The sequence below is a fragment of the Streptomyces sp. NPDC012835 genome (assembly GCF_042900885.1).
Lineage (GTDB): Bacteria > Actinomycetota > Actinomycetes > Streptomycetales > Streptomycetaceae > Streptomyces.
Map to the genome: position 1 here is coordinate 86,307 of NZ_JBIBBW010000005.1, position 24,062 is coordinate 110,368.

At 71.0% G+C, this 24,062-nt stretch carries 25 protein-coding genes; 10 read left to right on the forward strand and 15 right to left on the reverse strand.

What is annotated here, in order from left to right:
• Positions 1-66 precede the first annotated feature (66 nt).
• A complete protein-coding gene (locus ACFY6S_RS21795; protein ID WP_388824028.1) occupies positions 67-720 on the reverse strand; it encodes a response regulator transcription factor in 654 nt (217 codons plus the stop codon).
• A gap of 311 nt (positions 721-1,031) precedes the next feature.
• Between ACFY6S_RS21795 and metG the strand changes: the two genes are divergently transcribed.
• Positions 1,032-2,753 (forward strand): methionine--tRNA ligase, encoded by a 1,722-nt coding sequence (gene metG / locus ACFY6S_RS21800; RefSeq protein WP_388824030.1) that lies wholly within the window; start codon positions 1,032-1,034, stop codon positions 2,751-2,753.
• Positions 2,754-3,075: 322 nt separating this feature from the next.
• Here the strand turns inward: metG and ACFY6S_RS21805 are convergent, their stop codons facing one another.
• From ACFY6S_RS21805 to ACFY6S_RS21815, 3 genes are read right to left on the reverse strand one after another with little or no spacing between them, the layout of a single operon-like run.
• On the reverse strand, positions 3,076-3,921 hold the full coding sequence (locus ACFY6S_RS21805) for a hypothetical protein (protein WP_388824032.1): 846 nt from the start codon (positions 3,919-3,921) through the stop codon (positions 3,076-3,078).
• An 11-nt stretch (positions 3,922-3,932) separates the two neighbouring features.
• Positions 3,933-4,904 (reverse strand): hypothetical protein, encoded by a 972-nt coding sequence (locus tag ACFY6S_RS21810; RefSeq protein ID WP_388824034.1) that lies wholly within the window; start codon positions 4,902-4,904, stop codon positions 3,933-3,935.
• Complete coding sequence (locus ACFY6S_RS21815; RefSeq protein ID WP_388824035.1) at positions 4,888-5,397, reverse strand: SigE family RNA polymerase sigma factor; 510 nt, start codon at positions 5,395-5,397, stop codon at positions 4,888-4,890. Before ACFY6S_RS21815 ends, ACFY6S_RS21810 begins: the two co-directional genes overlap by 17 nt.
• Positions 5,398-5,695: 298 nt before the next feature.
• Here ACFY6S_RS21815 and ACFY6S_RS21820 point away from each other — a divergent pair, with 298 nt between their 5' ends.
• On the forward strand, positions 5,696-6,268 hold the full coding sequence (locus ACFY6S_RS21820) for a DoxX family membrane protein (protein ID WP_388824036.1): 573 nt from the start codon (positions 5,696-5,698) through the stop codon (positions 6,266-6,268).
• A 78-nt stretch (positions 6,269-6,346) separates the two neighbouring features.
• Here the strand turns inward: ACFY6S_RS21820 and ACFY6S_RS21825 are convergent, their stop codons facing one another.
• Together ACFY6S_RS21825 and aspS are read right to left on the reverse strand one after the other, a co-directional pair.
• The gene (locus ACFY6S_RS21825; protein ID WP_388824037.1) at positions 6,347-6,520 is read right to left on the reverse strand and encodes a hydrophobic protein; all 174 of its coding nucleotides are present in this window, start codon (positions 6,518-6,520) and stop codon (positions 6,347-6,349) included.
• A 222-nt stretch (positions 6,521-6,742) separates the two neighbouring features.
• Positions 6,743-8,554 carry an aspartate--tRNA ligase gene (gene aspS / locus ACFY6S_RS21830; RefSeq protein ID WP_388824038.1) on the reverse strand — a complete coding sequence of 604 codons (1,812 nt, stop codon included), beginning with the start codon at positions 8,552-8,554 and terminating at the stop codon, positions 6,743-6,745.
• Between the two features lie 207 nt (positions 8,555-8,761).
• On the opposite strand from aspS, the gene ACFY6S_RS21835 reads away from it, so the two are divergent.
• Entirely contained in the window at positions 8,762-11,086 is a 2,325-nt protein-coding gene (locus tag ACFY6S_RS21835) for a SpoIIE family protein phosphatase (protein WP_388824040.1), read from the forward strand.
• An 80-nt stretch (positions 11,087-11,166) separates the two neighbouring features.
• Here the strand turns inward: ACFY6S_RS21835 and ACFY6S_RS21840 are convergent, their stop codons facing one another.
• Entirely contained in the window at positions 11,167-12,123 is a 957-nt protein-coding gene (locus ACFY6S_RS21840) for a hypothetical protein (protein ID WP_388824042.1), read from the reverse strand.
• A gap of 447 nt (positions 12,124-12,570) precedes the next feature.
• On the opposite strand from ACFY6S_RS21840, the gene ACFY6S_RS21845 reads away from it, so the two are divergent.
• The gene (locus tag ACFY6S_RS21845) at positions 12,571-13,410 is read left to right on the forward strand and encodes a hypothetical protein (protein WP_388824044.1); all 840 of its coding nucleotides are present in this window, start codon (positions 12,571-12,573) and stop codon (positions 13,408-13,410) included.
• Here the strand turns inward: ACFY6S_RS21845 and ACFY6S_RS21850 are convergent.
• Complete coding sequence (locus ACFY6S_RS21850) at positions 13,398-14,042, reverse strand: aldo/keto reductase (protein ID WP_388824046.1); 645 nt, start codon at positions 14,040-14,042, stop codon at positions 13,398-13,400. The two genes, ACFY6S_RS21845 and ACFY6S_RS21850, sit on opposite strands and share 13 nt — an antisense overlap.
• Positions 14,043-14,087: 45 nt before the next feature.
• Between ACFY6S_RS21850 and ACFY6S_RS21855 the strand changes: the two genes are divergently transcribed.
• Positions 14,088-14,288: a hypothetical protein gene (locus tag ACFY6S_RS21855; RefSeq protein WP_388824048.1), complete on the forward strand. Its 201-nt coding sequence runs from the start codon at positions 14,088-14,090 to the stop codon at positions 14,286-14,288.
• Between the two features lie 28 nt (positions 14,289-14,316).
• On the opposite strand, the gene ACFY6S_RS21860 is transcribed toward ACFY6S_RS21855, so the two are convergent.
• Genes ACFY6S_RS21860 through ACFY6S_RS21875 form a run of 4 tightly spaced genes read right to left on the reverse strand, consistent with a single transcriptional unit; the run spans position 14,317 to position 15,816 of the window.
• Positions 14,317-14,526, reverse strand: a complete 210-nt coding sequence (locus ACFY6S_RS21860; protein WP_388824050.1) for a DUF397 domain-containing protein — start codon at positions 14,524-14,526, stop codon at positions 14,317-14,319.
• A gap of 14 nt (positions 14,527-14,540) precedes the next feature.
• Positions 14,541-14,750, reverse strand: a complete 210-nt coding sequence (locus tag ACFY6S_RS21865) for a DUF397 domain-containing protein (protein WP_388824052.1) — start codon at positions 14,748-14,750, stop codon at positions 14,541-14,543.
• Positions 14,751-14,764: 14 nt separating this feature from the next.
• Positions 14,765-14,977 carry a DUF397 domain-containing protein gene (locus ACFY6S_RS21870; RefSeq protein WP_388824054.1) on the reverse strand — a complete coding sequence of 71 codons (213 nt, stop codon included), beginning with the start codon at positions 14,975-14,977 and terminating at the stop codon, positions 14,765-14,767.
• On the reverse strand, positions 14,977-15,816 hold the full coding sequence (locus ACFY6S_RS21875) for a helix-turn-helix domain-containing protein (RefSeq protein ID WP_388824056.1): 840 nt from the start codon (positions 15,814-15,816) through the stop codon (positions 14,977-14,979). The genes ACFY6S_RS21870 and ACFY6S_RS21875 overlap by 1 nt, the downstream gene beginning before the upstream one ends.
• Positions 15,817-16,104: 288 nt before the next feature.
• Between ACFY6S_RS21875 and ACFY6S_RS21880 the strand changes: the two genes are divergently transcribed.
• Both ACFY6S_RS21880 and ACFY6S_RS21885 read left to right on the forward strand, forming a co-directional pair.
• Complete coding sequence (locus tag ACFY6S_RS21880; protein WP_388824058.1) at positions 16,105-16,380, forward strand: hypothetical protein; 276 nt, start codon at positions 16,105-16,107, stop codon at positions 16,378-16,380.
• A gap of 5 nt (positions 16,381-16,385) precedes the next feature.
• Positions 16,386-16,715: a hypothetical protein gene (locus ACFY6S_RS21885; RefSeq protein ID WP_388824060.1), complete on the forward strand. Its 330-nt coding sequence runs from the start codon at positions 16,386-16,388 to the stop codon at positions 16,713-16,715.
• 165 nt (positions 16,716-16,880) lie between these two features.
• Here ACFY6S_RS21885 and ACFY6S_RS21890 read toward each other — a convergent pair whose 3' ends face one another.
• From ACFY6S_RS21890 to ACFY6S_RS21900, 3 genes are all read right to left on the reverse strand, one after another.
• Positions 16,881-18,005 (reverse strand): AI-2E family transporter, encoded by a 1,125-nt coding sequence (locus ACFY6S_RS21890; protein ID WP_388824062.1) that lies wholly within the window; start codon positions 18,003-18,005, stop codon positions 16,881-16,883.
• 166 nt (positions 18,006-18,171) lie between these two features.
• Positions 18,172-19,125 carry a pirin family protein gene (locus ACFY6S_RS21895; protein WP_388824064.1) on the reverse strand — a complete coding sequence of 318 codons (954 nt, stop codon included), beginning with the start codon at positions 19,123-19,125 and terminating at the stop codon, positions 18,172-18,174.
• Positions 19,126-19,340: 215 nt separating this feature from the next.
• Complete coding sequence (locus tag ACFY6S_RS21900; protein ID WP_388824066.1) at positions 19,341-19,853, reverse strand: SseB family protein; 513 nt, start codon at positions 19,851-19,853, stop codon at positions 19,341-19,343.
• Positions 19,854-20,046: 193 nt separating this feature from the next.
• Here ACFY6S_RS21900 and ACFY6S_RS21905 point away from each other — a divergent pair, with 193 nt between their 5' ends.
• From ACFY6S_RS21905 to ACFY6S_RS21915, 3 genes are all read left to right on the forward strand, one after another.
• Positions 20,047-21,873, forward strand: coding sequence for an acyl-CoA dehydrogenase (locus ACFY6S_RS21905; protein ID WP_388824068.1), 1,827 nt, complete (start codon positions 20,047-20,049; stop codon positions 21,871-21,873).
• 422 nt (positions 21,874-22,295) lie between these two features.
• Positions 22,296-23,597, forward strand: a complete 1,302-nt coding sequence (locus tag ACFY6S_RS21910; protein ID WP_388824070.1) for a M18 family aminopeptidase — start codon at positions 22,296-22,298, stop codon at positions 23,595-23,597.
• 160 nt (positions 23,598-23,757) lie between these two features.
• Entirely contained in the window at positions 23,758-23,982 is a 225-nt protein-coding gene (locus ACFY6S_RS21915) for a DUF6458 family protein (protein WP_388824072.1), read from the forward strand.
• Positions 23,983-24,062: the final 80 nt, after the last annotated feature.

Here is a 24,062-nt window from a genome sequence, read left to right on the forward strand (position 1 = left end):
GCCGTCGCTTGAGGCGGTGCCCGCACTCCTCGCAGCGACGCCCCACGAGGCGCGTCACGGTGCCCTTCACAGGGCGTACCCGGCGCCCTGCACCGTGCGGATCAGGGCCGGTTCGCCGAGTTTGGCGCGGAGTTTGCTCAGGCACACCCGGACGGCGCCGGTGAACGGGTCGGCGTGCGCGTCCCAGGCCCGTTCCAGCAGTTCTTCGGCCGAGACGGGCGCGCCGTCCGCCTCCAGCAGGATCTGGAGCACGGAGAACTCCTTGGGCGACAGGTCCAGCTCCACGCCGTCCCGCCAGGCCAGCCGGTGTACGGAGTCGAGCCGGACCCCGAGCCGCTCCAGCTGCGGCGGGACCGGCCTGGCGCTGCGCCGCCGCAGGGCGCGCACCCGGGAGACCAGCTCGGGGAAGTCGAAGGGCTTGCCCATGTAGTCGTCGGCGCCCAGGTCGAGCCCCTCGACGCGCTCCTCCATGGAGGCGGAGGCGGTGAGCATCAGGATGCGGGTACGGGAGGACTCGGCGACCAGCTTGCGGGCGACGTCGTCGCCGTGGACGCGGGGCAGGTCCCGGTCGAGGACGACCACGTCGTAGTCGTGCAGCCCCAGGTAGGCGAGGGCGGCGTCGCCGCTGTACACGGTGTCGACGGCGAACCCCGCCCGACGCAGCCCGGTGGCGACCAGCTCGGCCAGGACCTCTTCGTCCTCGGCGACCAGTACCCGCATGGTGTCGTCCCCTGCCCCTGTCCCGTGCCCCGTCCCGTTCCCGCTCGCGGCCCCCGCCGTCCCCGTCCCCGATTCGCGCCCCATTGCCTGCCCAGCCTCGTACATGATGCCCTTCTCCTCCCGGGATGGGCATGTCTACCGCGAAGGCTGTTTCCGAAAGCTCTCCTCACTCTCCCCACCCGGTGTTCCACGCCCCACCGCTCCCGTCGGCACCACTTGAGGGGGCGCTCCGTGCCGAGCGGGTCGGATACGATATTGACGTTCCGTAGACCAAATAATCACCCCGTGTAGCGACTTGGGAGCAGCCTGCAATGGCTCGACACCTCATCACCAGCGCCCTTCCGTACATCAACGGGATCAAGCACCTGGGCAACATGGTGGGGTCCATGCTCCCGGCGGACGTGTACTCCCGGTATCTCCGCCGGCGCGGTCACGAGGTGCTGTACATCTGCGCCACCGACGAGCACGGCACCCCGGCCGAACTCGCCGCGAAGGAGGCCGGCGTCCCGGTCGACGCCTTCTGCGCCGAGCAGCACGACGCCCAGAAGGCGATCTACGACGGCTTCGAGCTGTCCTTCGACTACTTCGGCCGCAGCTCGTCCGCGCAGAACCGCGAGATCACCCAGCACTTCGCGCGCAGGCTCCAGGAGAACGGCTTCATCGAGGAGCGCGCGATCCGGCAGGTCTTCTCGATCGCCGACGACCGCTTCCTGCCCGACCGCTACATCGTCGGCACCTGTCCGCACTGCGGCTACGACAAGGCGCGCGGCGACCAGTGCGAGAACTGCACCCGTGTGCTGGACCCGACGGACCTGATCGAGCCGCGCTCCGCGATCAGCGGCAGCGGCGATCTGGAGGTCCGCGAGACCAAGCACCTCTTCCTGCTCCAGTCGAAGCTGGCGGGCGAGGTCGAGGAGTGGATCGACGCGAACAGCGCGGAGTGGCCGCAGCTCGCCTCCTCCATCGCCCGCAAGTGGCTGACCGAGGGCCTGCACGACCGCTCGATCACCCGTGACCTGGACTGGGGCGTGCCGGTCCCGGCCGACACCTGGCCGGAGCTGGCGGCCGAGGGCAAGGTCTTCTACGTGTGGTTCGACGCCCCGGTCGAGTACATCGGCGCGACGAAGGAGTGGGCGGACCAGGACCCGGCGAACCGCGACTGGAAGTCGTGGTGGTACGAGGCCGAAGCCACCGTCCGCTACACCGAGTTCATGGCCAAGGACAACGTCCCGTTCCACACGGTGATGTTCCCCGCCACCCAGCTCGGCACCCGCGAGCCGTGGAAGAAGGTCGACTACGTCAAGGCGTTCAACTGGCTGAACTACTACGGCGGCAAGTTCTCCACGTCGCAGAAGCGGGGCGTCTTCACGGACGCCGCGCTGGAGCTGCTGCCCGCCGACTACTGGCGCTACTTCCTGATCGCCAACGCGCCCGAGTCGGACGACACGTCCTTCTCCTGGGAGCACTTCACGGCGACGGTCAACAAGGACCTCGCCGACACCCTCGGCAACTTCGTCAACCGCGTCCTGTCCTTCTCGCGCAAGCGCTTCGGCGACGACGTACCGGCGGGCGGCGCGCCCGGCGAGGCCGAGACGCGGCTCGGCGAGCAGACCGCGGAGCTGCTCGCGGAGTACGAGGGCCACATGGAGGCGCTCCAGTTCCGCAAGGCCGCCGCCGCGCTGCGCGCGCTGTGGTCGGCGGGCAACTCGTATCTGGAGGAGAAGGCCCCGTGGCTGGAGATCAAGACGGATGAGGCGGGCGCGGCGCTGACCCTGCGGACGGCGATGAACCTGATCCACCTGTACGCGGTGGTCTCCGAGCCGTTCATCCCGGCTTCGGCACGGGCGATGCGCGAGGCGTTCACGCTCGCCGAGGACACGGCGCAGTGGGTCACGGCGGACGAGGCGAAGGCGCTGGCCGCCGTTCCGGCCGGCACCCCCTTCACCGTTCCGCCGGTGCTTTTCGCGAAGATCACCGACGAGGATCTGGCGGCGTACAAGGAGCGCTTCGGCGGCGAGGAGAGCGCGGCGTAACGCGGGCCCGTCCCGGCGGGCAAGGGGCCCGGAGTCCGGCGGTGACCGCCGGGGCTCCGGGCCCCTGCTGTTCGGCCGGTACGGCCTGTTCGGCCGGCCGGGGTCAGAGGTACGTGCCGTCGTGGGTCTCGTCGGGGCCGTGCCGTCGTGGGTCTCGTCGGGGTCCACGCCCATGGTGAGGGAGCCGACGACGTGTTCCGCACGAGACGGCCGGAGCGGCCGGAGCGCGGGAGCCGCCGGAGCGCGGGAGCCGCCGGACGCCCCGCCCGGCCCGGCCCGGCCCGGTCAGTAGGACCCGGACACCCGGCCCGGCCCGGCCCGGTCAGTGGGACAGCGACTCCTCGTCGCCCATCACCACCACCGGCCGCTTGCGCGGGTCCAGGATGCGCAGCAGCTCCTTCATCCGCTCCTCCGGCACCGAGACGCACGCCTGGGTGGGGCCGCCGTGGTCCACGTGGATCCAGATGCCGCCGCCCTTCTCCGCGCCGAGCGGCCGGGTCCAGTCGAGCGGGGTGGTGCCCGCCTCCCGGTTGTAGTTGATCGCCACCACGTAGTCGAAGGAGCCTTCGAGGGGCTCGCCCTCGAACCCCTCGCCCGACACCGTGAAGGCGGGCCCCTGGTCGTACGGAAGCTTCGTGCCCGGGTCGGGCAGCCGGCCGCCGGCGTCGGTGAGCGCGAACACCCCGATGGGGGAGCGCAGGTCACCCTGTTCGTGGTCGTCCGTCCAGCCGTGCAGGGCGTTGTGGCCGGGCCAGGCGGCGGTGACGGGCACCCAGCCGTTGACCGGATCGCGTTCGTAGACCAGGACGGACGACTCGCTGGAGTCCCGGTCGGCGCCGGTCACCACGACGGCCTGGGTGGTCTCCGGGGAGATCTCGGAGCGGATCCTGCGGCCGAGGCCGGGGATCTCCAGCGGTACGACGGCCCGCGCCTCGGCCCCCGCCAGCCCCGCGCCGCCGACACCGCCCGAACCGCCGCCGTCACCACGGGACTCGGCGTTGGTGGAGCCCTTGTCGCTCACCGACGTGCCGCCGTGCGCGGACCCCGCCTTGTCGGCGGTCCCGGCGTCCTCCTCGGCGCCCCCGCAGCCGGTGAGCAGCAGACCGGTCGCCAGCAGCACGGCGGCCAGCGATCCTCCGCGGACAGGGCGGACAGAGCACACAGACATGGACGGACCTTTCATTTCGCGTTCCCGGGAGGGGTGGAGGTGGGGCCGTTGCGGGCGGGAGCGGTGGCCGCCTCGGAGGGGTTTCTGTCGGTTTCTGTCCCAAAGTCTGCGCTGGCGATCATCGTATGGACGTCCTCGACGGCCTCCGGCGCGTCGCCGGAGGCACAGAGGCTGACGGTCAGCTCCGCCGTGTCCGAGGGGCCGGCCAGCAGAGCCGTGTACTCCGCCACGCCGCCGGCACCCAGGCAGACCGGGGACAGGGCCTCCACCGGACGCAGCACGGGCGCGCCCGTGAGCACGACCGACCGGTCCTTCTCCGGGGCGGGCGCGAAGCCGACCAGGGCGCCGCCGGACAGCAGCGAGGCCATCGGCCCGCACCCCTCCCCCTCCCCTCCCTCGGCTTCTCCTCCGACGCACTCCGGGGAGCGGCCGGCGACCGGCCCGTTGACGAGAACGGTGTGGGAGTACGGGCCGGACCCCACGGCCTCGGGGTACTCCAGCGCCCGCCAGCCCGCGAGCAGCGGCAGGCTCACTCCGTTCAGCTCGGGGAAGTGGACGCGCCCGCCCTGTCCACCCGGCCGGGACGGGGCCGGCGAGGCATCGCGCCCGCCGTCGCCACGCCCACCGCCGCCGCCGTCAGGAGAATCCCCGTCGCCGCGTCCGTCTCCTTCGGGGTGGCTGAGGGAGGGCGCCGGGGCGGCGGGCGGTATCCGCTCGGAGCCGCCGCGCAGGGCACCGGGGAGGACCACCCCGGCCAGGACGAACGCGGTCACGGTGGCCGCCGCCGCCCCGACCGTACGGCGTCTGCGGCGGGCCCGTACGACGCGCTCCCGCACGTCCGCCCAGCGGCTCTCGGGGTCGGGCAGCCGGGGCACGGCCCGCTCCAGCAGAATCCGCAGCTCCTGTTCGTGGCGCTGGTCCGGGTCGCCCTCCCGCCCGTCCGGGGGGCCGGAGCCCGGTCGCGGCTCACCCACGGCGGTCACCGCCGTCCACCTGCGCGGGCAGCAGGGCCCGCAGCGTGCGCAGCGCCCGGGACGACTGGCTCTTGACCGTGCCGGTGGTACAGCCGAGCGTCGCCGCGGTGTCCTCCACGCTCAGGTCCTCGAAGTACCGCAGCACGACCACGGCCCGCTGCCGCACCGGCAGCGCCCGGACGGCCGCCGCCAGCGACTGTTCCAGGTCCACCCGCGCGTACGCGTCCACGGGTCCGGCCGTCTCCGGGACCTCGGCGTACGACAGTTCCCCGCGCCAGCGCCGCCGCCACCAGGAAGCGTGCAGATGCACCAGCGCCTTGCGGACGTACGCCTCGGGCCGGTCCCCCGATATGCGCGACCACTTCGGCCACACCTTCGCGAGCGCGCTCTGGAGCAGGTCCTCGGCCAGATACGGATCGCCGGTCAGCAGCCACGCCACCCGCAGCAGCCTGGCCCCCCGGGCGGCGACGAATGCCTCGAAGTCGGCGTCGCCCGGATTCATGTTCCCGTCCTCGCCAGTCTGTTCGGTTTGCCACGCCTGTGGAACGCGATGGGACCCGGATCGGGTTGCCCGCGCCCGGAAAATCATTCATGGACTCGACAAAGGGCCTGGTGAGGGGCTTACGAGTGGCCGGGCAACGGGCCGCCGGAACCAGGGCGGCACGACGGACGGCGCGACGGGCGGCACGACGGGCGGGCGGCCCGTCGGACCGCTTCACCGGGATTTGCTGTAACTTTCAAGTACAGCGTCCTTCACCCCCTCGTCCCCCTCGTCCCCGCACCCAGGAGAGAACGCCGTGATGTCCACCCCCACACGCACCGACGCCACCCCACCCACCACCGGACCCACCCGCCCGGACGGCCCCGACGCCCCGCACGCCGCCACACCGCAGGCGTACGACATCGGCCTGCTGCTGCTCCGCGTCGTGCTCGGGCTGACCATGGCCGCGCACGGCAGCCAGAAACTCTTCGGCTGGTTCGGCGGCGGCGGGATCGACGGCACGGGCGCGTTCTTCACCATGAGCGGCTACCCGTCCGGCAAGGCGCTGGCGGTCGTGGCCGGACTGAGCGAGACCCTGGGCGGCCTGGGCCTGGCGATCGGCCTGCTCACCCCGCTGGCGGGCGCGGCCGTGGTCGGCACCATGGTCAACGCCATCGCCGTGAAGGGCACCGGACACTTCTTCGCCCCGGCCGGCATCGAGTACGAGGTGCTCCTCACGGCCGGCGCCGCCGCCCTCGCCCTCACCGGTCCGGGCCGCATCGCCGTCGACCGCTTCCTCCCGTGGGTCAGGGCGCACCGCCTCGCCTACGGCGCGGCCGCCGTCCTCCTCGGCCTGGTGGTGGCGGGCGTCACCCTGCTGCTGCGCTCGTGACAGCGCCCCGGACCGGGACCCGGTCCGGGGCGTCTGACGTCGGCCCGCCGCTGGTCCGTCGCCGGTGCGGGCAGCTGCCTACCAGCGGTACCAGCGACCGCGACGGCCGCCGGCCCCGGCGGACGGCCGGATCAGGAAGCCGAGCAGCCAGAGGACGAAGATGACGACCGCGATCCACCAGAGGGCGTGCAGCACGAAGCCGAGCCCGAAGACGATCAGCACGATCAGAAGTACGAGAAGCAGTGCGGCCATGGCTACCAACTCCCAGCGAAATCAGCCCGGAGTGGGCACGGGCGTGCATACCGGGCATTTCTCACTTTACTCCGGCGCCCCCGCCACCTGACCGTTCCGCCACCGCCCACGAACGCGATCACCCGAGGCGGCCCAGGGCGGCCCGGAGCACGCGGAAACGGCCGAGGGGCCCGGGACTCTTCACAGTCCCGGGCCCCTCGGCCTTCGTCACCCTCGGCGCGGCTACTTCTCCGCCGGCTTCTCGGTCTGCTTCTCGGTCTGCTTCTCGCCGGACTTCGCCACCGGCTTGCGCAGCGCGATGTTCAGCTCGCGCAGCCGCGTCTCGTCCAGCTCCGTGGGCGCGCCCATCATCAGGTCCTGCGCGTTGCCGTTGAGCGGGAAGGCGATCGTCTCGCGGATGTTCGGCTCGTCGGCCAGCAGCATCACGATGCGGTCGACGCCCGGGGCGATGCCGCCGTGCGGCGGGGCGCCGAGCCGGAAGGCGCGCAGCATGCCCGCGAACTCGTGCTCGACGGTCTCGCGGTCGTAACCCGCGATCTCGAACGCCTTCAGCATCAGCTCGGGCTCGTGGTTGCGGATCGCGCCGGACGACAGCTCGATGCCGTTGCAGACGATGTCGTACTGCCAGGCCAGAATGTCCAGCGGGTCCTTCGTCTCCAGGTCGTCCAGTCCGCCCTGGGGCATCGAGAACGGGTTGTGCGAGAAGTCGATCTTCCCGGTCTCCTCGTCCTTCTCGTACATCGGGAAGTCGACGATCCAGCAGAACCGGAACACGCCCTCCTCGAAGTGCCCGGCGCGCTTGGCGGCCTCGACCCGGACCGCGCTCATGATCTTGGAGACCTCGTCGAACTCGCCCGCGCCGAAGAAGATCGCGTGGCCGGGGACGAGCGAGAGGCGCTCGGTGAGGACCTTGACGTTCTCCTCGGTGAGGAACTTGGCGATCGGGCCGCTCAGCGCGCCGTCCTCACCGACCCGCACCCAGGCCAGGCCCTTGGCGCCCTGCTCGACGGCGTAGTCGCCGAGTCCGTCGAAGAACTTGCGGGACTGGCCGGCGGTGTCCGGCACCGGCAGGGCGCGCACGTGCTTGCCGGCGAACGCCTTGAACCCGGAGTCCGCGAAGACGTCCGAGATGTCCACCAGCTCCAGCTTGGCCCGCAGGTCGGGCTTGTCGTTGCCGTACTTCAGCATCGACTCCCGGAACGGGATGCGCGGGAACGGCGAGGTGACGTGACGACCGCCGCCGAACTCCTCGAACAGCTCGGTCATCAGCTTCTCGATCGGCCGGAAGACGTCCTCCTGCTCGACGAAGCTCATCTCGACGTCGAGCTGGTAGAACTCGCCGGGCGAGCGGTCGGCGCGGGCGTCCTCGTCGCGGAAGCACGGCGCGATCTGGAAGTAGCGGTCGAAGCCCGAGATCATCAGCAGCTGCTTGAACTGCTGCGGGGCCTGCGGCAGCGCGTAGAACTTGCCGGGGTTCAGCCGGGACGGGACCACGAAGTCACGGGCGCCCTCGGGGGAGGTCGCGGTGAGGATCGGGGTGGCCATCTCGTTGAAGCCGAGCGCGGTCATCTTGTGCCGGATGGCCGAGATGACGGCCGTACGCAGCATGATGTTGCGGTGCATGCGCTCGCGGCGCAGGTCGAGGAAGCGGTACTCCAGACGCCGCTCCTCGTTGACGCCGTCCTCGGTGTTGATCGTGAACGGCAGCGGTCCCGCCGCGCCCAGGACCTCGACCTCGGAGACCTCGATCTCGATCTCGCCGGTCGGCAGCTCCGGGTTGACGTTCTCCGCACCGCGCGCGGAGACCTTGCCGTCGATACGGACGACGGTCTCCTTGGTGAGCTTGGACAGCTCCTCGTTGGCGGCGGTGCCGGGACGGGCGACGAGCTGCACCAGACCGTAGTGGTCGCGCAGATCGATGAAGAGGATGCCGCCCAGGTCTCGGCGATTGTGCAGCCAGCCGCTCAGCCGGACGTCGGTGCCGACGTCAGAGGCGCGCAGTTCGCCGCAGTTGTGGGACCTGTACCGATGCATCGTCGTTCATCCAGTCTTGGCAATCGAGGGGTGGGCCAGGAGACACAAGGTTAGCGCCCGGAGCCCCCGCCCCCTGCGGGCACCGGCCTCCGGCCCCCACGGTCCCGAGGCGCCGCCCGGTCCCGGCGCCTCGCCCTCCGGCCCGCGTACCGACCCGTTACATCCCCTCGGTGGCGTTTGGTATGCACATATTCATAAAGTGGGGCAATGCGCACCGAGGAAGTCCTGGCCGCCATCGCGACCGGACTGTGGTACTGGGACAACGCGACCGGTTCGGTCACCCTCGACGCGGAAGCGGCACGGCTGTTCGGGCTGCCCGCCGAATCCGCCGCGCTGACGGCGAGCGCGATGCGGTCCCACTTCCACCCCGTCGACTGGAACGAGATCTCCGGCATCGTCGGTCTCGCCGTCGCCGAGGACACCCTCGCCGAGGCCCGGCTGCGGATCGTGGACGACGGGGGCCGGGTGCTGCGCACCGTCCGGTCCCGCTGCAAGCCGACCGTCAAGACCCTGCCCGACGGCTCGCGGGACTTCGAGATGGTCGGCACCGTGCAGGAGGTGTCCGAGCCGCGCCCCGGTACGGCGGTCGAGGGCACCTCGATCACCGGCGACTGGCGCCGCTCCCGCGAGGCGTTCCTCCTGGACGCCGGCCGGGCGCTGGCCGAGGCCCGCTCCACCAACGAGGTGCTGCGGGTCGCCGCGTCCCTGTCCATGCCGGGCTTCTCGCCGGACGGCCTCGCCGTCTTCAGCGTCTCCGGCGACCGGCTGCGCATCATCGGGCACCACGGGCACGACGCCGGGGACGTCGGACCGTTCGAGGACATGCAGCTGAACACCGACTACCCGGCCGCCGAGGCGGTCAGGACCGGCCGGGCCGTCTATCTGCCCACCCCGGAGGCGTACGAGAGCCGCTATCCGACCACCTGGCAGTACGTGCAGCGCTTCGACCGCCACTCCTGGGCCTTCGTGCCGCTGGTCGTGGCGGGCCGCACCCTGGGCACCTGGATGGCCGCCTTCAAGCACCGGGTCGCCTTCTCCCCGGACGAGCGGTCCGTCCTGACGACGGTGGCGCGCATGCTGGCGCAGGCGCTGGCACGCGCCGGGGTCGCCGAGACCGAGCGCGAGCTGTCCCTCGGGCTCCAGCGCTCGATGATGCCGACGATCGGGCCCGCGATCCCCGGTATGACGGTCGCCGCGCGTTACGTACCGACCGGCGGCGGGCTCCAGGTCGGCGGCGACTGGTACGACATGATCCCGCTGCCCGGCGGTACGGCCCGCGCCTGCGGCCCGGAGGCGGGCAGCGGTCCGAGCGCGGCGGCGGGGCCGGCAGGTGCGGCGGGAACGAGCCGGTTCGCGCTGGTCATCGGGGACGTGCAGGGGCACGACGTACGGGCCGCCGGGCTCATGGGACAGCTGCGGATCGCGCTGCGGGCGTACGCCTCCGAGGGGCACCGGCCCGACGCGGTGCTCTCGCGGGCGTCCCGGTTCCTCGCCGGGCTCCAGCTGTACCCGGGACGGGACGGCGGGGTCATCGGCGGGGCGGAGGGGCACCTGGGAGCAGCGGCGGGCGGCGGTGGCGGCCCTGCCGGGAGCGATCCCGGCGACAGCGGCCCCGGCGGGAGCGGCGAGCTGACGGACGCGATGCGGGACGAGGAGGAGTACGCGGCCTCCGGACCGCGCTTCGCGACCTGCCTCTATCTGGAGATCGACACGGAGGCCGGCACGCTCGACATCGCCCGCGCGGGCCACCCCGACCCGGTGATCCTCGCGGTCGACGGGACGGCTGTCATCCGGCAGACGGCGGGCGGGCTGCCGCTCGGCATCGAGACGGACTCCGACTATCCGACGACCCGGCTGGACCTGGAGCCCGGCGAGACGCTGATGCTCTGCACGGACGGGCTGATCGAGACCGGCGGCCACGACCTGGCCACCGGCTGGGACCGGCTGCGGCCCGTCATGGAGGAGCACGGCGGCGGGTCCCTGGAGAAGCTGGCCGACGCCCTGATCGGGGCCGTGCACGGCCCCACCTCGCACTACACCACCGGTCCGCTGGCCGACCGGCGCGAGGACGACATCGCGCTGCTCCTGCTCGCCCGCGACCGCACCCCCGCCCGCGCCGCCCACCCGAAGGCCCGGCGCACCGCCCTGACCGTCGCCCAGGCGGAACCGGAACGGATCTCGGGCGCCCGGCGGCAGCTGCGCCAGCTGCTGCACGACTGGACGGACGCGGATCAGGTCGACGCGGCCGAGCTGATGGTCTCCGAGATGCTCACCAACGTCCTGGTCCACACGGACAACGACGCCCTCCTCGTCGCGGAGGCCAGGGGCGAGCCGGGCGGGCGGCAACTCCGGGTGGAGGTCGCCGACACCAGCGACGAACTGCCGCACCGCAGACGCCCGGGAGAGCTGGCGTCGAGCGGGCGGGGGCTGCTGCTGATGGAGATGCTGGCGCACGCGTGGGGGGTGGACCCGAGGGGCGACGGCAAGTCGATCTGGTTCGAGCTGTACGAGGGCGGGGACACGGACTCCTGACGGGACGGGATACGGGTACGGGTACGGGTCGGGTACGGGTACGGGTACGGGTACGGGTCGGGTACGGGTACGGGTACGGGTCACGCTCTCGCGGCCGTGCGGGCCTGGGAAGCGCGGGCGCGGACCTGCTCAGGCGAGAGGGGCACCGGATGCCGTACGGGCACGGCCAGCCCCCGGCACTCGCCGCACTCGCCGCCCACCAGCGCCTCGGGCCGCCCGGGAGCCCGGCACGTGGAGCACTCCAGGATGCGCAGGGGCGGCCGTACGACCACCTCGGGCCCGGGCGGCTCGGGCGGTCCGGTCGGCTCGGGAAGTTCGGGCGGGAGTTTGGCGGTGAGCCGGTTCCGGATCATTCCGGCGGGGTGGTGCACGACGGCGGGCAGCCCGTGCGTGAGCGCGCGCAGCACGTCGTCCTCGCGGGCACCGCGTACGAACCACTCGGCGGCCAGGGGCTCCAGCGCCGCGCAGTCGGCGGCGGACAGGGACACCGCCGGGTTCCTCCGTCCGACGGCGGCGAGCACGGTGTAGGCGCGGGAGCGCGATCCACTCCGGGCAGGTGTCGGCACGGGAGGCGCACAGCGGGCCCCGGCGCCCCCGGCGCCCCCGGCCCCGGCGCCCTCGCCCCCGGCGCCCTCGGCCGCGTCGCCGGGGACATCACCGGCGGCCTCGCCCGAGACCTCGCCCGAGACCTCACCGGAGCGCTCACCGGCGACGAAGGAGGCCCACCAGGAGTCGTCGCGGGCGGTGCGCGAGAACCACGTACGGGTGACCCACCGCGCGGCACCGACGGTCACCAGATGCTCGCGCCCCCGCCTCAAGTGGCCCGTCCGCTGAAGGTGGTTGAGGGCGGTACGCAGCGCGCACTGCCCGTAGTCCAGCACCTTGGCCAGGGCCTTCACGGAAATGTCGGCGCCCTCGGGCAGCCGGTCGATGAACCCGGCGATGGAGGCTTCACGCGCGGGCAGACCCGCGAAGTCATCGCCCGGCGGCCCGGATCGGCCGGGCACGGACCGTTTGCCGTAACCGGGGCTTGCCATGGGATGGCGGGATACGTGCGCGGAGCGCGGAGCACTACTAAAGTGGCTGTCAGCCATGGGGATCGCCGTTTTCGATCTCGGTGGTCAGGCCCTCGCCGGTGCTGCTAACACCGGGCGGGGGCCATTTGCGTCAGGTTGTGTCAGATATGTCTGAGGGCACGCTAGACCGCACTTACCCAAAGTCGCAACCCGGTAGCAGCACGTCACCCGACGCCCCGCCGGGCGCGGTAGGGAGGGTGGGTGGGTTCACGTACCAACCGATCCTTGAAAACAGGGCTCGCCCCTCGAAGCTCAAACCCCAAGCCTGCTCCCCACCCCAAACCCCCAGCTCAGCAGGGCCCCTTCACCCCACCCGAGCCCCGAGCGCCAAGCGCCGAACTCCGAGTCACGGTTCACGGAACCGGGACATTCCGCGAAATGCGACGGCGACTTGGTACGTTCCGGCGTATGACGCTGCGTTCGGTGGATCTGCGCAAGGAGCCCGTGGAAGCCGTACTCGACCGTGTGGAGCGATCGCTGGAAGTGCGCCTGGACCGGGAGCCACTGGTGCGCAAGCGCCGGTCTCTGGGCGCACGGACGAATCGCGGCACCTGGGTCCGCATCGAGCGGCGCGGGCTCGACCGAATCGGGGTTCAAGGAGGGGACGGCACCGCGTCCGCCGAGGCCCTGCTCGGGATCGCGAAACCGGCCTGGCTCGCCGGCGTGGCGTGGCGGGACGAGAGCGAGCCGGTGGTGTGGCGGGCGGACGAGACGGATCTGCTGCCTGGGGCGCCTGTAGGCAATGCGGTGGTGACGGAGGATCCACAGCTGTCCGAGAGGTGGTGGGCCGCGATGAACGCCTCTCTGGACGCCCTCGCCGCGCAGCACACCAACCGGATCGCCACACCGGATACCGAGCCCCTCACCCAGGAGCTGGTCACGGGAACGATCCACCGCGTCTTCCCCGGCATCGATACGACCGTAGGCGAATGGCGTCCGGCCCACGCGGATTTCAACTGGGCGAATGTGACGGCGCCCGTGTTCTGCGTGTTCGACTGGGAGGACTGGGGCATGGCCCCACGCGGCCTGGACGCGGCAAACCTGTGGGGCGCCTCCCTCGCGGTCCCGACTCTGGCCGGCCGAGTCCGCGGTGAGCGGCATGACGATCTGGAGAGCCGGGACGGCAAGCTGATGACGCTGTTCGTCGCCGCGAAGATCCTCGGACCTCACGCAGACCCGGACGACCCCCGGCCAGGGGCTGCCCGAGAGACGGCGGAGCGAGTGGTGGCGGAACTTCAGACGCGTTGACGGCGGGCCTTGAGGAGCTGGCGGTACTCCAGGACCACCTGGTCGTCGACCTCGTACACCAGGGCGCCGACCAGCTCCCGCAGGTGATCGACGTTGCTCGTACCGACCGCGACCGCGTCGACTCGGGGCAGGCCATAGGCGGAGCGGAACGCCGCCTGGACCCTCGTCACCGGCGGGGAACTCCGCAGAAAGATCCGCGGGTCGAACTTTCCCCACACCTCCTCGGTCGTACTGCCGCCGAAGGGGCTCATGCCCCACACCTGCGACGGCCGCCATCGCGTCACAAGGGCCTCGGCAGCTTCAAGGACGTCCGCACCCACGAGCAGTCCTGACCGGACCATGAGGACGTCAGGGCGGGGTGCGCCCAGGCCCACGAGCGGGCGTGGATCCCAGCTCGATACACCCCATCCCCCGCACAGTCCCGTCTTCGCGGCGTCGGCCAAGACCGCGCACGCCTGCGCCAACGTGTCGGCGTCGGGGTGGGAGTGCTCGGGATTGTGGAGGAGCACCGTGTCCGGCTCCCGTCCCAGATCATTCGCCGCGTGCTCGACGCCGACGCGCAGCCGGGCGGGAGCGAGCGAGTGTTCCCCCGGGAAATACCCGACCTTGGTGGAGACTGAGAAATTCGGCATGTCCGGGAAATCGCGCTGTACTCGTCGTGGCTGGCGCAGGCATACGTGGACGCCAACGAAATCGACGAGGCCACCGCGGTCGCCTCCCGGGTGTACGACCTGGCCGCCGCCTCGGACTCACCGCGAGCCGTCCGGCGCCTGGCCACCGTCCTGGACGCACTCGCACCACACCGGGACGCTCCTGCGGTGCGCGATCTTCTGGAACGCGCCATACGACGAAGCCCCGTCACTCCTGGACATCCGTGACGGGGCCCGAGCCGCTCTGAGGCGGAGGTCAGGATGCGTCGAACCGCCCCTGACGGACGGCGCCGACGAAGGACGAGAACGCCCCTGCCGGGACGAGCAGTACAGGCCCTTGGGGGACCTTCGAGTCACGGACCGGGACTGTGCCGGTGGCGGTCGCGTGCGCCGGGGCCCACTCGACGCAGGAACCGCCGCTGCCGCTGTAGGAGGACTTGAGCCAGAGGAAGGTTTCGTTCGTCACGGGATGCCCTTCGGTCAGACGGTGCCGAACTCTCCTGACTTGATACCCGTCACGAAAGACGCGAACACGCGAGTCGGGACAGTCAGCACCGGGCCGCGCGGGTCCTTCGAATCACGGACCGGGACTATGCCGGTGACGGTCGCGTGCGCCGGGGCCCACTCGACGCAGTCTCCGCCGTTGTTGCTGTAAGAGGACTTGAGCCAGAGGGGGATTTCGTTCGTCACGGGACGCCCTTCGGTCAGACGGTACCGAACCCTCCTGACTTGATACCCGTCACGAAGGAGGCGAACGCGCGAGTCGGGACAGTCAGCACCGGGCCGCGCGGGTCCTTCGAGTCACGGACCGGGACTATGCCGGTGGCGGTCGCGTGAGCCGGGGCCCACTCGACGCAGGTGCCGCCGTTGCCGCTGTAGGAGGACTTGAGCCAGGGGGAGGAGGGAGCGTCGGTCATCACGGGGTGCCCTTTCGTGCCTCGTTGATCATGGCCACGGATGCCGCCTGGGAGAGCGCTTCGGCCTGTAGTTGATGGTAGGCCCTCACCAGCGGCAGTACGGAAGTGATCTCCCGGTCCAGGTGCCCGTTGGTCTGGGACTCCACGTAGGACATGACGGAGCGGTCGGGCAGGGTCAGCAGATTCACCGCTCGGTTGAACGGGCAGCGCTCACCTATGGCGAAGGGGGCCAACTGGAGTACGGTATCCGGCTGTTCGGCGAACTCGACCAGATGGTCCAACTGCCGCTCCATGACCCCGCCTCCTCCGATCCGGCGACGGATGCAGCTCTCGTCCAGGACCACGATCACCATGGGCGCGATGCGACGCACCAGAGCCGCTTGCCGTTCCGCCAGGGACTCGACCCGCTCAGCGGCTTGTTCGGCGGTGAGCGTGCCCCGCCTGACGTTGCCCTCTTCCATGGCTCTGGCGTACTCCGAGGTCTGAAGCAGTCCGGGAATCGCCCCTACTTCGAATAGCCGGATCTCCGCCGCGCGGGCCTCCTGCCCCAGGTACTCCGGGAAGCCTTCCAGCAGACTGCCGTTCCGGATCTCTCCCCAAGCCCGTTCGAACGACTCAGCGGTACCCGTGAGTCCGAGGGCCGTATCCACGCTGCGCGAAAAACGAAGAGTCGGAGGCTTACGGCCGGTTTCGATTGCTGAGATGTGTCTGCCCGAGTAGCCGCTCAGCTCGGCCAGATCGTCCTGTTTCCAGTTGTGCGCTTCGCGACAACTGCGCAGGCGGGCGCCAAACGCCGCTTGCGGGCTCGCTTCGGGGTTCAACTCCTTGAGGTTTACCAACGTGCTCTCCGTCTCGGGAACGTTGAAGGCTGCTCAACCGTAGGTCACTCTGGTCGCCCTGGGTAGTGATTTCGCTACGGATAGGAGTGATCGTGCCCGGAAAGAGCGTTCTTGCCAAGCGGCGGGAACCCCACCCCCTCAGCGGCACCCACGAGCTTCACACGCTGGTCAGCGCCGGGGGCCTCCACCGGCTGACCCCCAACTGGTGGCCGGATCAGGATCAGTTCGCGACGCCCGACCGTCCCCTTCTCCTGCGGGTAGAGGCAGCACTCAAGGCGAGGTTGACCGATGGACAGTGAAGACAGGAGCGAGGCACGGGAGTTGTTGTCCCGGCTCTCCGACGCGTTCAGTGGGAACGGCGTTTTCGTGGTCAGCAAAGGGCCCGGAAGCGAAGGCGCGGACCTGGCCCCAAGCTCCGCCCTCACATGGCCCAAGTGCGAGTGCGGCAGGCCGGTTTGCCCGGACTACGACCCCGAGAAGTCGACGGATACCGAGCTTGCCGAAGACCCGATGAAGACCAAGCTCGCCGACCGCAACAGGCGCAGCAGCCGGGGTGGACTGTGACTCGGGTGCGACGGTGGTTCCGGGACAAGGCCGCGTCGCTGGACCTGTGGTGGGGGCTGTACGGCCGGTTCTCCGCGCCCGTACTTCTCCTGAGCCCGCGCCGCCGGCTCGCCGCCCGGGAGAACAGGGCGCGGCGCGCCGACCACGAGGACGTTCTGCGGCTCCTCCAGAACATCCGGCGGCGGGTCGCGTTGGTGCGGCAGTACGACGCGACGGTTGACCGACTGGGGAAGCGGCGGCAGGAGATGGTCGCGACGGAACTGCGCATGCTGGACGACGGCGTGATGTTTGAACGTATCTTCAAGCGCCCGCCGGAAAAGCAGCCGGACGAATGACCGGACCGGCGACCGGATGGCGACCGGACGGATCACCGGACGGATCACCGGATGAAGGGCCGATGAAGGAGTCGCCCACCGGTCGCCACCCGCCGGAGCCCAGCACCCAGGAGCCCCGGCCCCCGGAGCCCCAGCACCCCGGAGCCCCGGCGCCCCAGCGCCTGCCTACGGGCGAACCTCCCCGTCCGTACCCGGCTCACCCGTACCCGGCTCACCCGTACGCCGCTCCCCCGGCCCCTCCCCCGCGCCGTACCGCTCCCTCAGCTCGGAGAGCACACCGAAAGCAGCCGCCGTCAGGGGCACGGCGAGCAGCATGCCCAGAATCCCGGCGACGCTCGCGCCCGCCGTGATCGCCAGCATCACCACGGCCGGGTGCATCTGGACCGTACGGCTCTGGATCATCGGCTGGAGCACATGCCCCTCCAGCACCTGTACGGCGAGCACCACCCCGAGCGCCCAGAGGCCGATGATCCAGCCCCGGTCGGCGAGGGCGACCAGCACCGCCACCGCGCCGGAGATGAAGGCGCCGAGGTACGGGATGTACGCGCCGACGAAGACCAGCGCGCCCAGTCCGACGGCGCCGGGCACCCGCAGGATCAGCAGGCCCACGGTGATGCAGACGGCGTCGATCAGGGCGATGAGCGTCGTCCCGCGCATGAACCCCTCGACGGCCCCGAAGGCGCGCCGGGCCATCGCCTCGACGCTGTCGCCGGTCGAGGCGGGGGCAAGCGACCGGAGCCAGCGGGCCACCCGGTCGGAGTCGCGGAGGAAGAAGAACATCAGCAGCAGCGCGAGGACGGCGGTGGCGATCAGCTCGCCGACGACGCTGATCCCGGTGAGCACGCCGGAGGCGGCGGTGGCGCCGAACTTCCCGAGCAGGCTCTTGGCGTTCTTCGCGAGGTCGTCGAGCGAGGTCCCGGCGGCGCCGAAGTGCTTCGACAGCTCGTTCGCGGCCTGCCGGAGCGAGGAGACGATCTGGTCGCCGCTGTCGACGAGCGCGTTGACGACGATGTACCCGGCGCCGCCGACCACGGCCACCACGGCGACGCAGGTCAGCCCGGCGGACAGTGACTTGTTCAGCCGGGCGCCCGCGACGAGCCGCCGGTGGAGCGGCCGGAGCAGGGCGGTGCCGAGGACGGCGAGCAGTACGGGGGTGACGGCCGTCTTGAAGGTGACGCACAGCCAGATCGCCACCGCGCCGACGCCGGAGACCAGCAACAGCACCCCGCACCACGCGCCGAGGCGCCGGGCACTCTCGGGCAGGAGGGAGGGCGTCGACGGCGTCTGCACGTCTCCACCCGAGCACGCCCGCCCGGCGCTGTCCCGCCGGAGGCCGCCGCGCGGGTGACGCGCGGGGTCCGCCGGCGCCGGGGATCAGGCGTGGATCAGGCGTGGATCAGGCGTGGATCAGACGTGGATCAGACGCGCGGCGGGCGTGCGCCGCCGGTGCCCGGAGTCAGGCGTGCGCCGCCGGGACCGTGCCGAGGCGGCCGGCCTGGAAGTCGTCGAACGCCTGCTTGAGCTCGGCGTGGCTGTTCATCACGAAGGGCCCGTAGTGCGCCATCGGCTCGCGGATCGGCCGGCCGCCGAGCAGGACGACCTCCAGGTCGGGCGTGTGCGCGTCCTGCTTCTCGTCGGCGCGTACGGTCAGGGTCCCGCCGGCGCCGAACACGGCCGTCTGGCCGGTGTGGACCGGGCGGCGGTCGGTGCCCGCCGTACCGCGGCCGGCCAGCACGTAGGCGAGGCCGTTGAAGTCCTCGCGCCAGGGCAGGGTGACCTCGGCGCCGGGACGCACGGTGGCGTGGATCATCGTGATGGGGGTGTGGGTGATGCCGGGGCCCTCGTGACCGTCGAGTTCGCCCGCGATCACGCGCAGCAGCGCGCCGCCGTCGGGTGAGGTCAGGAGCTGCACCTGGCCGCCGCGGATGTCCTGGTAGCGCGGGTCCATCATCTTGTCGGACGCCGGGAGGTTCACCCACAGCTGGAGGCCGTGGAACAGCCCGCCGGACATGACCAGCGCCTCCGGCGGCGCCTCGATGTGCAGCAGACCGGAGCCGGCCGTCATCCACTGCGTGTCACCGTTCTGGATGGTCCCGCCGCCACCGTTGCTGTCCTGGTGGATGAAGCTTCCGTCGATCAGATACGTGACGGTCTCGAAGCCGCGGTGCGGGTGCCAGGGGGTGCCCTTCGGCTCGCCCGGCGCGTAATCCACCTCACCCATCTGGTCCATCATGATGAACGGGTCGAGGTGCTCGTACCGTATCCCCGCGAACGCGCGGCGTACCGGGAAGCCCTCGCCCTCGAACCCGCTGGGCGCGGTCGTGACGGCGAGCACGGGGCGGGCCACGGCGCCGGCCGGAGCCGCCACCCGGGGCAGGGTCAGCGGGTTTTCGACAGTCACTGCGGGCATGGAGAGCCTCCTCGGAAGTTTCGTCCAATTTAGTTGAACAGTGAACATCCTGCAAGGCGGCCCGCATTCCCGCGCGCCGGGCCCCGGCGCGCGGCCGGGGCCCGTACCGATACGACAGGTACGGGCCCCGGAGGCGCGATCAGGCGAAACAGTTATGAGAAGGCGGGCCGACGACGGTCGGCCGTACAGGTCGGCCGAGCAGGTCAGCGCGCAGGTCAGCCGTACATACGGCGCATCGCGAAGTCCACCATCTGCTCGACCGCCTTCGCGTCGAACACCATCCGGTGGTCCCCCTCCATGTCGAGCACGAAGCCGTATCCCGTCGGCAGCAGATCGATCACCTCAGCGCCCGTGATCACGAAGTACTTGGACTCCTTGCCCGCGTACCGCCGCAACTCCTTGAGCGTGGAGAACATGGGGATCACCGGCTGCTGGGTGTTGTGCAGCGCCAGAAAGCCCGGATTGTCACCGCGCGGGCAGTAGACCTTCGACGTCGCGAAGATCTGCTGGAAGTCCTCGGCCTGGAGCGACCCCGTGGTGAACGCGCGTACGGCATCGCCCAGCGACGGAGGAGACGGTTCCGGATACAGCGGCTGCTCGGCGTAGCCACCCGCGGCGACGCCGCCCATCGGCCCCTGCGCCTGATGCGACTGATGTGGCTGGTGTGACTGATGCGGCGGCTGCGCGTACTGCTGCTGGGCGCCAGGATTCTGGTCGTAGCCGTACATGAGCGCAAGAGTACTGAGGAATGGCGCCCCCGCGAGCCGCGCCCGCCCCCTCGTTCACCTCGTCACAGAAACCCGGCCGGGGTTGCATCTTATTACCGATGGGTAGCATCATCGTAGCTACTTGCCGGTACCTGCTGGCGCTCGCCGGCAGGTACGAGGAAACCGCCTTCCCGATCCATACGGAGTCGTCGCCATGGGGCACTACAAGTCGAATCTCCGCGACATCGAGTTCAACCTCTTCGAGGTCCTCGGGCGCGACAAGCTGTACGGCACGGGTCCCTTCGCGGACATGGACGTGGAGACCGCGAAGAGCATCCTCGACGAGGTCGTACGCCTCGCGGAGAAGGACCTCGCCGAGTCGTTCGCGGAGGCGGACCGCAACCCTCCGGTCTTCGACCCGGAGACCAACACCGCACCCGTACCGGCCGCCTTCAAGAAGAGCTACCAGTCCTACATGGACTCCGAGTACTGGCGGCTCGGCCTGCCCGAGGAGATCGGCGGCACCCCCTCGCCCCGCTCCCTGATCTGGGCCTACGCGGAGCTGCTCCTCGGCGCGAACCCCGCCGTGTGGATGTACGCGTCGGGCCCGGCCTTCGCCGGCATCCTCTTCGAGGAGGGCAACGAGGCGCAGAAGAAGGCCGCAGCCATCGCCGTCGAGAAGCAGTGGGGCTCCACGATGGTCCTCACCGAGCCCGACGCCGGCTCGGACGTGGGCGCGGGCCGCACGAAGGCCGTCGAGCAGGCGGACGGCACCTGGCACATCGAGGGCGTGAAGCGCTTCATCACTTCCGGTGAGCACGACATGTCGGAGAACATCCTCCACTACGTCCTCGCCCGCCCCGAGGGCGCCGGTCCCGGCACGAAGGGCCTGTCGCTCTTCCTCGTCCCGAAGTACGAGTTCGACTGGGAGACCGGCGAGCTGGGCGCGCGCAACGGCGTCTACGCCACGAACGTCGAGCACAAGATGGGCCTCAAGGCGTCCAACACGTGCGAGATGACCTTCGGCGACCGCCACCCCGCGAAGGGCTGGCTGGTCGGCGACAAGCACGAGGGCATCCGCCAGATGTTCCGGATCATCGAGTTCGCCCGGATGATGGTCGGCACGAAGGCCATCGCCACCCTCTCCACCGGCTACCTCAACGCGCTGGAGTACGCCAAGGAGCGCGTCCAGGGCCCCGACCTGGCGCAGTTCACCGACAAGGCCGCGCCCAAGGTCACCATCACGCACCACCCCGATGTGCGCCGCTCGCTGATGACGCAGAAGGCGTACGCGGAGGGCATGCGCGCCCTCGTCATGTACACCGCGTGCGTCCAGGACGAGATCGCCGTCAAGGAGGCCGAGGGCGAGAACGTCAAGGCGCTGCACGGGCTGAACGACCTGCTGCTGCCGATCGTCAAGGGCTACGGCTCCGAGCGGTCGTACGAGCAGCTCGCCCAGTCGCTCCAGACCTTCGGCGGCTCGGGCTACCTCCAGGAGTACCCGGTCGAGCAGTACATCCGGGACGCCAAGATCGACACCCTCTACGAGGGCACCACGGCGATCCAGGGCCAGGACTTCTTCTTCCGCAAGGTGGTCCGCGACCAGGGGCAGGCGCTGAACACCGTCTCCGAGGAGATCAAGAAGTTCCTCGCGGTCGGCACCGGCGGCACCGAGCTGGCCCCGGCCCGCGAGTCGCTCGCCAAGGCGGCCGGCGACCTGGAGGCGATCGTCGCCCGGATGTTGACGGACCTGACCGCCACCGGTGAGGACGTCAAGAACATCTACAAGGTCGGGCTCAACACGACGCGGCTGCTCATGGCCTCCGGCGATGTGATCGTCGGCTATCTGCTGCTGCGCGGCGCCGCCGTGGCCGCGGAGAAGCTGGAGACGGCCGCGGCGAAGGACGTGGCGTTCTACCAGGGCAAGATCGCGGCGGCGAAGTTCTTCGCGGCGAACGTGCTGCCGGGGGTCGCGACGGAGCGGGTGCTCGCGGAGTCGGTGGACAACTCGCTGATGGAGCTGGACGAGGCGGCGTTCTAGGACGGGACCGAGGCGGGGCGACGGAACCCAGGCCGGACGGGGGCGAGGCGGGACGGGGGCCGGACCGCCGACACCGGGAGCCGGACCGCCGAGACCGGGAGCCGGACCGCCGGCACCGGGGCCGGACCGCCGAGACCGGGGGCCGGACCGCCGACACCGGGTGCGGGCACTTCTCACGGGGTGCCCGCACCTGGTGCGTTGTCCGCCCCTCCGTTCGCCTCCCCGCCTCCCCCTTCGTTCGCCTCCCCGTCCGCCCCTCCGTTCGCCTCCCCGTCCGCGCGACCCCTCGTTCGTGCCCCGCTCCCTCCCCCGCCCCTCTCAGGGCCTGATCCACCCATGTGCGGAGCTTGTCCGGTCCTTGACACACCCCGTTGCAACCGGCGCGCGGCCCGTCCTCGGAGCCCGTCGTTATGGTGAACCCCATGAGCACTTCCGTCCGCTTCGACCGCGGCCACACCGACGACCTCATGTCCTTCCTCGCGGCCAGTCCCTCGCCGTACCACGCCGTGGCCAACGCCGGCGAGCGCCTGGAGAAGGCCGGATTCCGGCAGGTGCGGGAGACGGACGCCTGGGACGGGTCGGCGGGCGGACGGTACGTCCTGCGCGGCGGAGCGCTCATCGCCTGGTTCGTGCCGGAGGGCGCCGAGCCGCACACCCCCTTCCGGATCATCGGCGCGCACACGGACTCGCCCAATCTGCGGGTGAAGCCGCTGCCCGACACCGGGTCCTTCGGCTGGCGCCAGATCGCCGTCGAGATCTACGGCGGGACGCTCCTCAACACCTGGCTCGACCGCGACCTGGGGCTCGCGGGCCGGATCAGCCTGCGCGACGGCTCGCACCGGCTGGTCAACATCGACCGTCCGCTGCTGCGCGTGCCGCAGCTGGCCGTGCACCTGGACCGCTCGGTGAACACGGACGGGCTGAAGCTGGACCGGCAGCGCCACATGCAGCCGATCTGGGGGCTCGGGGAGCCCGAGGAAGGCGACCTGATCCGCTTCGTGGCGCAGGAGGTGGGCGTCGAAGCGGCGGACATCACCGGCTGGGACCTGATGCCGCACGCCATCGAGCCGCCCGCCTATCTCGGCCGCGACCGCGAGCTGCTGGCCGGGCCCCGGATGGACAACCTGCTGTCGGTGCACGCGGGCACGGCGGCGCTGGCCGGTGTCGTCACGGCCGCCGAGGGCGGCTCCCTCCCGTACATCCCGGTCCTGGCCGCCTTCGACCACGAGGAGAACGGCTCGCAGTCCGACACGGGCGCCGACGGGCCGCTGCTCGGTACGGTGCTGGAGCGCTCGGTGCTCTCGCGCGGCGGTACGTTCGAGGACCGCGCGCGGGCCTTCGCCGGCACGACCTGCCTCTCGTCGGACACCGGCCACGCCGTGCACCCGAACTACGTCGACCGGCACGACCCCACGCACCACCCGCGCGCCAACGGCGGCCCGATCCTCAAGGTCAACGTCAACATGCGGTACGCGACGGACGGCAGCGGCCGGGCCGTGTTCGCCGCCGCCTGCGAGAAGGCGGGCGTGCCGTGGCAGTCGTTCGTCTCCAACAACTCGATGCCGTGCGGCACGACGATCGGGCCCATCACGGCGGCACGGCACGGCATCCGGACCGTCGACGTCGGGGTGGCGATCCTGTCGATGCACAGCGCGCGCGAGCTGTGCGGGGCGGACGACCCGTATCTGCTGGCGAACGCGCTGGTGGCGTTCCTGGAGGGCTGACCGCCCGCCGCCCGCACCGGGCGGGCCCAGGAGGGGCCGGGCCCGCGGCCGATGGCACCGCCGGGCGCCGAAGTCCCGCCGCCGGCATGAGTGTTGCGTACCGGGGTACCCGATCGAACGGCCCGGTACGGCCACCACTCTTCTTCAGGAGGCGGGATCCATGGGCATCGGCGGCTGCATTCTTCTCATCGCGGTGGGTGCGATCCTCACGTTCGCGGTCGACTGGGAGGTCGACAGCGTCAACCTCGATCTGGTCGGCGTGATCATGATCGCGGTCGGCATCATCGGCATCGCCACCTTCGTCAGCATCGCCCGGCGCCGGCGGGCCATCGTCTCCCCGGTCGCCCCGACGGTGGTGGAGCGGGACGACCGTACGGGCTTCTGACCGGCGGACGCAGGCCCGCCGGCCTCGGGCTCGGACGCTTCGGCCGGGTCGGGCGCCGGGTGAGGAATCCCGTCAGGCGT